Genomic DNA, 1867 nt, shown 5'->3' with positions numbered 1-1867 from the left:
GCTTCATCAGCAGTAAACCTTCCGGTAATAATTGAAATACCATCTTCAATGGCAGTAATTACATTTGGAGCAGAATATACAATATCATCTAAAGCAATTGCTATTGGCTTGTTTACGTTTTTTAAAGTTAACCTTCCCCATAATTTTGCGCCAAGCGGCGTCATCTTCATTCTTATAGATGGTTTTCCCATTTCATCATAATCAAGGTTGGCATCTTCTACAGCTTCTCCTTCTAAAGGCGCTTTATCTGTACCCGGCTGTGTTTTTACGGCATACAAAGGAAAATACCTGAGGTTTCCTTTTTCAGATTTTTCTTCTATCCCTAATAAAAATTTACAATTGGCCGGTAAAGCGTTTTTAACAACTTCGTTATTGATGTATTTATAAAATAATGGTGTATCCTGCAAAGCAATATTTGCAATAGATGGTGAATAAGAAGGGCCTTTACCATCTTTATTTTCCTGCGGAGGAATTATACTTACAATTTTTAAAAATGGATTGGCGTTTTGTTTTGCTTTAAGCGAATCAACTTTTACACTGTCGCTGCTAACACCATTTAAATAATTTTGTAATGCTATATCAGCTGCCTGTAAAGAAGGGTATAATTCATCAATGCGATATACTTCCCAAAATTGTAAATGAGCCGATGCTGATAATAATTTTTTTACCCTGTCAGGGTTATCAACTCCCGGTAACTCTACGTTAATGATACCTTTATTTTCATCTAAATTAATATTGGGTTGCGCCACACCAAACTTATCAATACGCTTCAATAATACTTTGTAGGTTTCGTTTATGGCGGTTTTAGATGTTACAATTAGTTTAATAATTACCTGGTCGTCGTTATCTGTAATTTTTACATCCTTACCCTGACCTGCAAATAAACCGGCTAATTTACCAGCACCGTTTTGCTGGATGTAAGCATCTTTAAATAAGCTGATAAAGTTTGCATCACTGTTAACTTTTTTTTCAGTAGCTGTTTGAATAGCTTTTAAAAGTGCAGTATCTTTAGTATTATTGCTTGATGTTTTCAGTAAACCATCAAGGCTTACATCCATCGTTACGCTAAGGCCGCCCTGTAAATCCAAACCAAGGTTCAATTCACTTTCTTTACATTGCTGGTAAGTGGTACCAACAAGAGGGAATATAGCTTTGTCTTTTGTTGCTAAAAGAATACTGTCTTTTTTTTCTTTAATAACAGCATCAAATGCTTCTCCTTTTAAAGTGGAAGCTGTTCTTTTTGCAATTTTAGCAGCCTGTGCCTTTACACCGCTTTCATAGTTGCGTACCACCAAAGTGTACGACAGTTCCCAAAGTGATATTAAAATCAACGCAATGGTAAAAAACCAAACCAGCCCTTTCAATTTCATAATAGTAAACTTTTAATAGCTATTTCTTCTTTTTTAGAAGTGTGCAAAGATAGGGGAAAAACCAATTTAAGATTACTGCTTGTTAATTTTGCCCCTATCCTGTAAAAGATGACATTTGCGTTTGCAATTGAATCTTAATAATTAGTGCAATTTTCAATCAATAAATTAGCGTGCAATTTTAAATAAACCTTTTAAAATATAAATATGTTCTGTTTGCGTAATAATTTGAAGGTGCTTATAATTACAATATGTTTTTTATATGGCTGTTCCTCTACAAAAAAAATTACTCCTATGCCACAAGCCCCGGTAACTGTTACCAGTGCAATACCTGTTGACAGTACAAAAACAGACGCCTTTTTAGAAAATTTACTGGCTGCAAATCCTCAATATTTCGAGAGTGTTTTAAAAAATCGCAAACAATGGAACACACAAATTATTTACACCCAAATTAACCGTGGTGCCAATGGCATTGCGGCGCTGAAAAATTATTATTTTAA

Annotated in this window: 2 protein-coding genes; one reads left to right on the top strand and one right to left on the bottom strand. The window is 34.2% G+C overall.

Annotated elements, in window-relative coordinates; translation table 11 throughout:
• Positions 1-1370 (bottom strand): SecDF P1 head subdomain-containing protein (locus ACY65O_RS09310; RefSeq protein WP_462220582.1); only part of this gene is annotated, 1370 nt, incomplete at its 3' end.
• 291 nt (positions 1371-1661) lie between these two features.
• Between ACY65O_RS09310 and ACY65O_RS09305 the strand changes: the two genes are divergently transcribed.
• A partial coding sequence (locus tag ACY65O_RS09305; RefSeq protein ID WP_462220581.1) for a hypothetical protein occupies positions 1662-1867 on the top strand: 206 nt, incomplete at its 3' end.

Source organism: Ferruginibacter sp., assembly GCF_031430955.1.
Taxonomy (GTDB): domain Bacteria; phylum Bacteroidota; class Bacteroidia; order Chitinophagales; family Chitinophagaceae; genus Ferruginibacter.
Note: the sequence above shows the minus strand (reverse complement) of the source record. Positions and strands in the feature narration are given on the sequence as shown.